The following is a 7718-nucleotide window of genomic DNA, read 5'->3' as shown; positions in this document are numbered from 1 at the left end:
CGGTAACGATTAATCTCGGAGCATGGCGCTCTGTTTTTGCAGTGCCCTCAAAGGTTGTTGACGAGGGTCTGAAATTTTCGGACGGAGTAAAACTGAAAGTACTCCTCTATGTTCTGCGCAATGCGGACAAAACGCTTGACAACAAGGATATTTCGGCTTGCACCGGCGTGAATGTAACGGATATTCCCGAAGCGCTTGATTACTGGGTAAGCATGGGTATTCTTCAAAAGGACAATCAGGTTTATTCGCCTGTGAATAATTCTGAAAAAGAAATATCATCACTGCAGGAACCTGTTTTTCAGGAACCGGAGGTAAAGGAAACCCCCATAGCCGAGGAAATCCCTGCGGAACCTGAAAAGCCGCATTTCACGGTCACAAAGCCGCAAAAGCCCGACTACGTGTTCACGGTGCAGCAGCTTGCGGTTGACGAAGAATTGAAAATTATAGTAAGCGAAGCACAAACAGCGCTGGGCAAGACGCTGTCAACCGCTGATATCTCGACGCTGCTCATGCTTAAGGACACCTGCGGACTTCCGCTGGACGTAATACTGATGCTCATTCAGTACGCAATCAGCCTTGACAAGGGCAATATGCGCACGATTGAAAGGCTCGGCGTTTCTTGGGCAAACGACGGCGTTAATTCGGTTGAGGAAGCCGACAACAAAATCCGTCTCGCAACCCAGCGAACAAAATGCTACTCTATTGTTTCCTCGTCATTCGGACTGAAAAACGCCGGTTCGCCTAGCAAAAAACAGCTTGACTACTGCAATACTTGGGTTTCGGAATGGAAGTTCTCTCCCGATATGCTTCGCGAGGCGTACGAGCGCTGTGTGGACACAAAAGGCGAAATGAAGTTCAACTATATTGACGGCATATTAAAGCGCTGGCACAGCAACGGAATCCGCAATAAAAACGATCTTGCGCAGTTTGAGAACGCAAAAAAGAAAAAGGAACCTGTCTCCGCAGCCAGCTCATATGATATTGAGGAGCTTGAACAGATTAACAGACTTGATGATTTTGAATAACACGGGAGAACTTTATGGGATACAGCAGCATAATTCAAAAAAAGGCGGCTGACAGGCTTGCGCAAAGACGTCTGGAGGCTCGCCGCAACGCGGATTTCAGACGCGAGGAAATCTTCGCAAAGCTTCCGCGAGCTGCAGAGCTTGAAAAAGGTATCGGAAACAGTGGAATCCGCGCCGCGAGAGCGGTTGTAGCCGGCGGAAACGTAGCCGAGGAGCTTGAAAGGCTGAAAAACGAAAACCTCTCTATGCAGGAGGAGCTTAAGCAGCTTCTTGTCACAAACGGTTATTCCGCTGACGCTCTCGAACCGGACTACACCTGCAAACGCTGCTCGGACACGGGATACTACGACGAGAACGGCATTACGCTGATGTGCGGCTGTCTGAAACAAGCACTGACCGAATGCGCCTGCGAAGAACTGAACCGTCACGCACCGCTGACTCTCTCGACCTTCGACAGCTTCCGCATTGACTTCTACCCCGACGAAGCAGACCAGAACGGCATTAATCCTCGTCAGCACATGGATAGAGTTGTTCGCTACTGCAAAAGCTATGCGCATAACTTTACAACCAACTCGAAAAGCCTGCTGATGTGCGGCGCGACCGGTCTGGGAAAAACCCACCTCTCCCTCGCCGTTGCAAACGAGGTTATCCGCAGAGGATACGGGGTAATCTATGTTTCGGCTCCCGCGATTATCGCGCATTACGAAACCCAAATGCGCCGGAGAACCGAAAACGACGAGCTGCTGGACATGGCGACTGACTGCGACCTGCTGATTATCGACGATCTCGGTACGGAATTCAACAGTCAGTTCTCGGTTTCGCACATTTACAATCTGATTAATTCGCGGCTGCTCTCGCGCAAGCCGGTTATAATCAACACCAACCTCACAATGCGTGAACTGGAAAAGACATATTCGAACCGATTGGTTTCACGTTTGAACGGAGAAGCCGAAAAACTTAACTTCTTTGGCAGAGATATAAGAATCGCGAAAAAAAGATTAAATTAATTTTCAAAAACCCTTGACAAAACGTCCTAAATAATATATAATAACTACTGTTGCATACGGGATGCAAACACATAGCGGAATGGTGTAACGGTAGCACGACAGACTCTGACTCTGTTTGTTGGGGTTCGAATCCCTATTCCGCTGCCAAAAGCCTCGAGTTTCTCGAGGCTGTTTTTTTCGAGGTGTAGCGCAGTTTGGTAGCGCACATCGTTCGGGACGATGGGGTCGCAAGTTCGAATCTTGTCACCTCGACCAAAGCTCTGATTTGAAATCAGGGCTTTTTCTTTTGCCGTAAACAGCCGAAAACCGCATAAACACTGAACAAATCGATGGGCAAAAGTTCGATTTTATCAATGACAGTTGCAGACAGTTGAAGATACTTAAAAAGACATATTCTACACAGAAAATACACAGTAAAAAAAGCTCCCGAAGTTATTGAAGCCTCGGGAGCTGTTTATTATATATATGCAAAGTATAGTTACCGTCCGTTTCCAATACAACAGGAACATATGGCGCATATTTAAAAACATGGGATAAGCGTAGTTTTAAGGATTTAGAACTATCAAGATTTGATGTTTATAATAATGAAAGACCTATCGTTTAGACCATCGGAGCTATCGTTTAGACTTTTGAAAGCTATCGTTTAGGTTTATGGTAGGAAAAGTTTAGACCTTCGGCTATCGTTTAGATATTGGGGTTATCGTTTAGACCATAGATTTGAGAGTCATTTAAGATTATTGCATATTAAACCATAATTTTTTTATACAGCTCTTTTAAGTCCTCAACGCTTGTATCCCTCGGATTTCCCGGACGGCAAGCATCGGCAAAAGCGTCGGCGGCGAGGACATCCAAATCCTCTGCCTTAACCCTCTCGTTCTTCTCGGGGATTCCGACATCACTGGAAAGCTTCTTCACCGCGTCAATCGCCGCTTTTCTGTACTCGTCCTGCGACATATCGTCAACGCCTTCAACACCCATAGCGCGAGCGATTTCACGGAATTTTTCACCTGTGTATTCTTGATTGTACTCCATTACAATCGGGAGCATCATCGCGCAGGCAACACCGTGAGGTGTGTCGTAATGCGCGCCGAGGGTATGCGCGATGGAATGCGCAATTCCCAGACCGACATTGGAGAAGCCCATTCCCGCGACATACTGTGCCATAGCCATCCCCTCGCAGTTTTCGGGAATGTTGTCAACCGCACCGCGCAGGTGCTTTGAGATCAGGCGGATCGCCTCGAGGTGGAACATATCTGTCATTTCCCACGCTGCTTTAGTGGTGTAGCCCTCAATGGCGTGTGTCAGCGCGTCCATACCTGTTGCCGCTGTCAAGTCCTTCGGCATAGAGGACATCATATCGGGGTCAACGATTGCAACCTCAGGAATGTCGTGTTCGTCAACGCAGACAAACTTGCGCTCTTTTTCGGTGTCGGTGATAACGTAGTTGATAGTAACCTCCGCCGCTGTGCCTGCTGTTGTAGGTACCGCAATGGTCGGGACCGCGTGATTCTTTGTCGGAGCCACATCCTCAAGAGAACGGACGTCCTCAAATTCGGGATTCGTAATAATGACACCGATTGCCTTTGCGGTATCCATGGATGAACCGCCGCCAATCGTGATGATAGAATCCGCCCCGCAAGCCTTGAATGCCTCGATTCCGTCCTTGACGTTTTCAATGGTCGGGTTGGGCTTGATGCCGGAATAAACGGTGTACGCAATACCCGCCTCGTCGAGCAAGTTGGTCACCTTGGCTGTCACGCCAAATTTGATGAGGTCGGGGTCGGAGCATACAAAAATATGCTTGAAGCCCTTTGTTTTTGCGATTGAGGGAATTTCCTTAATCGCTCCCTTTCCGTGGTGGGAAACCATGTTTAGCTATTTATTCCCGCACATTATCAAACGGCTCCGCCTTGAAGGATTCTTTTGAAAATCAAGCGAATCATTATAAAAATTTAATACGGGAACATCCCAATTGGAAATTAATTGATATTTACAGCGACGATGTGTTTGTAGATGGAAACCCAAATCAAAACCATGAGTCTTTCAATAATCTAATCTCGGATTGTAAATCAGGAAAGATTGATTTGATTATCACAAAGAGCATCAGTCAGTTCTGTCAATCACTGTCTGACAGCTTGATAGTTATCAAAGAATTATCTGAATTGCCGCATCCTGTCAGCGTCATTTTTGAAATTGAAGGCATTTGCACTATTGGTGATATTTGATTAAGATGAAATAAATAGAAAATCACCGGAATCACACGGAGGGTTGTTATCCATACAAGGTAATAAAAATCCCCATACAGAAAGTTTTCCCGCGCCGGTTATGGACAACTGCGCGGCTTTCTGTTATGATAAAACATAGAAAATTTCTGTGGGGTGTACGGTTATGACTTACGATTTTACAACCATTATGGATCGCAGCGGTAAGGACGCATTGGCGGTTGACGCGATCGGCGCTTACGTCAGTTGGGCGGTTGTTCCGACAAAACCGAAGGACGGCTTTTCGGCTATCCCTATGTGGGTAGCTGATATGAATTTTCCCACAGTCCCCACGATCCCGCAGGAAATCATCAAAAGAGCAGAACACCCTGCCTACGGTTACTACATCCCCACAAAGGAATATTACGACAGCATCATCGGCTGGCACGAAAAGCGCAACGGTGTAACGGGCTTGAGCGCCCAAAACATCGGCTACGAAAACGGCGTGCTCGGCTGCGTCAGCACGGCTATTCAGGCGTTCACCACACCCGGCGAGAAGATATTGCTGCACAGCCCCACCTATATCGGCTTTACACATGTGTTGGAAAATACAGGCAGAGTCGCCGAGCTGAGCCCGCTGAGGAAGGACAAAAACGGCGTATGGCGGATGGACTATGAGGATATGGACAAACGCATACGAAAGAACCGCATTCACCTTGTCATCCTTTGCAGTCCGCACAATCCCTGCGGCAGAGTATGGAAACAGGATGAGCTTGAAAAAGCGATGGAGATATTCCGCAAAAATCAGTGCGTTGTCATCTCCGACGAAATATGGTCGGACATTCTCCTCAACGGACACAGGCACATTCCTACTCAGAGCATTTCCGATGACGCGAAAAACAGAACTATAGCCGTTTACGCGCCCAGCAAGACCTTTAATCTTGCGGGCTTGATCGGAAGCTATCACGTCATCTATAGCGATTACCTCAGAGACAGAATGAGAAAGCAATCGGATATGAGCCACTACAATTCGATGAACGTGCTGTCAATGCACGCTCTAATCGGCGCGTACATGCCTGAAGGACACCTTTGGGTGGATGAGCTGTGCAAGGTGCTGTCCGAGAATGTCAACGATGCTTTTTCGTTTATTCAAAACGAATTTGACGGCGTTGAGGTATCAAAGCCCGAGGGAACCTATATGCTGTTCCTGCATTGCGAGGCTTACTGCAAGCGGCACGGAATCGGGATAGACGATTTGATTCAAAGAGGCTGGGACGTCGGCGTAGCGTGGCAGCAGGGCGCGCCGTTCCACGATCCGTGGGGAATCCGAATGAATCTCGCGCTGCCGCATTCGCTTGTAACGGAAGCGATGGACAGATTGAAGAAATATGTGTTTTTGAAATAGAAGAGCAAATCGGAATTCAGGAGATCATAATATTGAAAGTAAAAACAGAAAAGAAAGCGAAAATACCGATAATAATTATTTATTCTCTCGTTTTTTACGGAGTCTGGGCGTTGTGGGAATTATTCGGCAGAAGCGCGGTCGGAAGTGTTGTTTCCGACGAGGTTATTCTTTCATTCATAACAGAAGGAATCGTTAAAGTTCTGGTCTGGGTTTTGCCTGCGGTTTGTTTAGTGCGGTATTTCAGGGATGAAGTATATATCGGATTAAAGGATATGTTTACAAATCGGGTGAAGCTCCTTAAATATATCCCTGTATATCTGGTTTTTACTGTTTATTTGATTATTGGCACTTTTATTCGTAAAGGCGGATTGGCTGTCAGCGACAGCTTCAGCTGCAGCGATTTGATTGATGTTCTTTTTGTAGGTATTACGGAAGAGATGGTTTTTCGCGGCTGGCTGTTGAATGTTTCCGTCAGCGAAAAAAGAAAATGGCTGCCGATAATTATCAATGCGGTCATGTTTCTGCTGATCCATTTCCCGATCTGGATAGCAAACGGAATGTTTATTGATAGTTTCACAAGTCTGAATTTCTTGTGTGTGCCCATATTGAGCGTCATTTTCAGTTGGTCATTTATAAAAAGCAAAAGCATCTGGATCCCGATTACCCTGCATATGTATTGGGATTTGCTGACGTGTTTGTTCTATTAGTGATTTTATGACTGTTGAACGTTATTCCAGTGACGAATCACCCGAATCCGAGAATCAATTTATCAGGAAACAAGAAATGAAAGGAAGCATACGGATGATAATCTATTTTAGCGGAACGGGAAACTGCCAATATGTTGCCGAACAAATCGCGTCGGCGGTCGATGACAAGGCGGTTTCTGTTGAGGACAGCGACGGCAAAATTGCTTTGAAAAAAGGTGAGATTTTCGGCATTGTATTTCCAACACACTTTTGGGAGGTACCCGCCATCATGCGCGAGTTTCTGGAGAAAGCCAACATAACCGCAGAGGGAGAAATCTACGCTTTCGCCATTGCGACCTACGGCACAACACCGGGCTGCAGCGGAACGGACGCGAAGAAACTTTTGCAAAAGAAGGGCATTGATCTCAACGCTGCATTCAGCCTTAAAATGCCTGACAACTGGACGCCGATGTTTGACCTGAGCGACGCCGAAAAGGTGCGCCGTCAAAATGTTGAAGCCGATAATAAACTTGCGGAGTTGATTGAAAATATCAAAGCGAGGGTGAATGGCAACCACGCCACGCCTAAAGCGCCGTATTTTGTCCGCACGTTGTCGGATAAAATGTATCTGAAAGCGCGCAGGACGAGCAATTTCTATGTTGAAGATTCTTGTATCGGATGCGGCCTGTGCGCCAAGCAATGCCCTGTGCAGGCAATCAAAATCCAAAACGGCAAGCCAGTCTGGACAAAGGAGCACTGCACGCTATGCCTGCGCTGTCTGCACCTGTGCCCGAAATTCTCCATTCAGTACGGCGACGGCAAAACCAAGCGCCACGGGCAGTATCATCATCCGTAAAAAATATTGAAAACGAGGTGTTAGTGTAAATGATGTACGCAATCGAGATGTATTTTGACAAAGTAACAGAAGAAAAAATCATGCGCTTGGCGCAAAAGATCGCCGACGCGGGACTAAGCACGAAGTATCTGGAATGGAAAACAAGACCGCATGTGACATTGGCGGTTTACAATGATATTGACGTTGACAGGTGCGCACAGCTGCTCGAAAAGTTTGCAAACGACCATAAGACATTCCCTGCGCTCTTTGATGCCGTCGGAATGTTCAACTACACGAAAACGATCTTCCTGTCACCGATAATGACGAGGAGCATATATGAGCTGCACAGCGAGCTTTACGTGCTGATGCAGGAATTTGAAGCGTCGGCATGGGCGTGGTACAAGCAGCCCGACTGCTGGGTGCCGCACTGCACGGTCGCGCTGACTTCGGAGGATGAAGAAAACGTTTTCTATAAGGCAAGCGACTTGGTTCTGCATGCATTCAAAAAGCTGGAGGGTGTTTACACCTCTGTCGGCTTGGTGAAAATTACATTCCCCGT

At 47.1% G+C, this 7718-nt stretch carries 8 protein-coding genes and 2 tRNA genes; 9 read left to right on the top strand and 1 reads right to left on the bottom strand.

Going from position 1 to position 7718, the window contains the following annotated elements; translation table 11 throughout:
- The 4 genes from JKK62_RS10905 to JKK62_RS10890 form a co-directional block, all read left to right on the top strand.
- On the top strand, positions 1–1025 hold a 1025-nt coding region (locus JKK62_RS10905), incomplete at its 5' end, for a DnaD domain protein (protein WP_201427925.1).
- A gap of 14 nt (positions 1026–1039) precedes the next feature.
- Complete coding sequence (locus JKK62_RS10900) at positions 1040–2032, top strand: ATP-binding protein (protein WP_201427924.1); 993 nt, start codon at positions 1040–1042, stop codon at positions 2030–2032.
- Positions 2033–2105: 73 nt separating this feature from the next.
- Positions 2106–2179: transfer RNA gene (locus tag JKK62_RS10895), tRNA-Gln, on the top strand.
- A gap of 31 nt (positions 2180–2210) precedes the next feature.
- A tRNA-Pro gene (locus JKK62_RS10890) sits at positions 2211–2287 on the top strand.
- 489 nt (positions 2288–2776) lie between these two features.
- Here the strand turns inward: JKK62_RS10890 and fucO are convergent.
- Positions 2777–3901, bottom strand: a complete 1125-nt coding sequence (fucO, locus tag JKK62_RS10885; protein WP_201427923.1) for a lactaldehyde reductase — start codon at positions 3899–3901, stop codon at positions 2777–2779.
- Positions 3902–3942: 41 nt separating this feature from the next.
- Here fucO and JKK62_RS10880 point away from each other — a divergent pair, with 41 nt between their 5' ends.
- The 5 genes from JKK62_RS10880 to JKK62_RS10860 form a co-directional block, all read left to right on the top strand.
- Positions 3943–4257 carry a recombinase family protein gene (locus JKK62_RS10880; RefSeq protein ID WP_201427922.1) on the top strand — a complete coding sequence of 105 codons (315 nt, stop codon included), beginning with the start codon at positions 3943–3945 and terminating at the stop codon, positions 4255–4257.
- Between the two features lie 163 nt (positions 4258–4420).
- Positions 4421–5638 carry a MalY/PatB family protein gene (locus tag JKK62_RS10875; RefSeq protein ID WP_201427921.1) on the top strand — a complete coding sequence of 406 codons (1218 nt, stop codon included), beginning with the start codon at positions 4421–4423 and terminating at the stop codon, positions 5636–5638.
- Between the two features lie 32 nt (positions 5639–5670).
- A complete protein-coding gene (locus tag JKK62_RS10870) occupies positions 5671–6345 on the top strand; it encodes a CPBP family intramembrane glutamic endopeptidase (protein ID WP_201427920.1) in 675 nt (224 codons plus the stop codon).
- 94 nt (positions 6346–6439) lie between these two features.
- Positions 6440–7180, top strand: a complete 741-nt coding sequence (locus JKK62_RS10865) for an EFR1 family ferrodoxin (RefSeq protein ID WP_201427919.1) — start codon at positions 6440–6442, stop codon at positions 7178–7180.
- Between the two features lie 29 nt (positions 7181–7209).
- On the top strand, positions 7210–7718 hold a 509-nt coding region (locus JKK62_RS10860), incomplete at its 3' end, for a 2'-5' RNA ligase family protein (RefSeq protein ID WP_201427918.1).

It is taken from the genome of Ruminococcus difficilis (assembly GCF_016680995.1).
The sequence above is the reverse complement of the archived record's forward strand: the minus strand, read 5'-3'. Positions and strand labels throughout refer to the sequence as shown.

Bases quoted from the DNA above. Each gene is read 5' to 3' on its own strand.
- JKK62_RS10875 (WP_201427921.1), top strand. From the start codon at position 4,421: ATGACTTACGATTTTACAACCATTATGGATCGCAGCGGTAAGGACGCA.
- JKK62_RS10900 (WP_201427924.1), top strand. From the start codon at position 1,040: ATGGGATACAGCAGCATAATTCAAAAAAAGGCGGCTGACAGGCTTGCG.
- fucO (WP_201427923.1), bottom strand. From the start codon at position 3,901: ATGGTTTCCCACCACGGAAAGGGAGCGATTAAGGAAATTCCCTCAATC.
- JKK62_RS10865 (WP_201427919.1), top strand. From the start codon at position 6,440: ATGATAATCTATTTTAGCGGAACGGGAAACTGCCAATATGTTGCCGAA.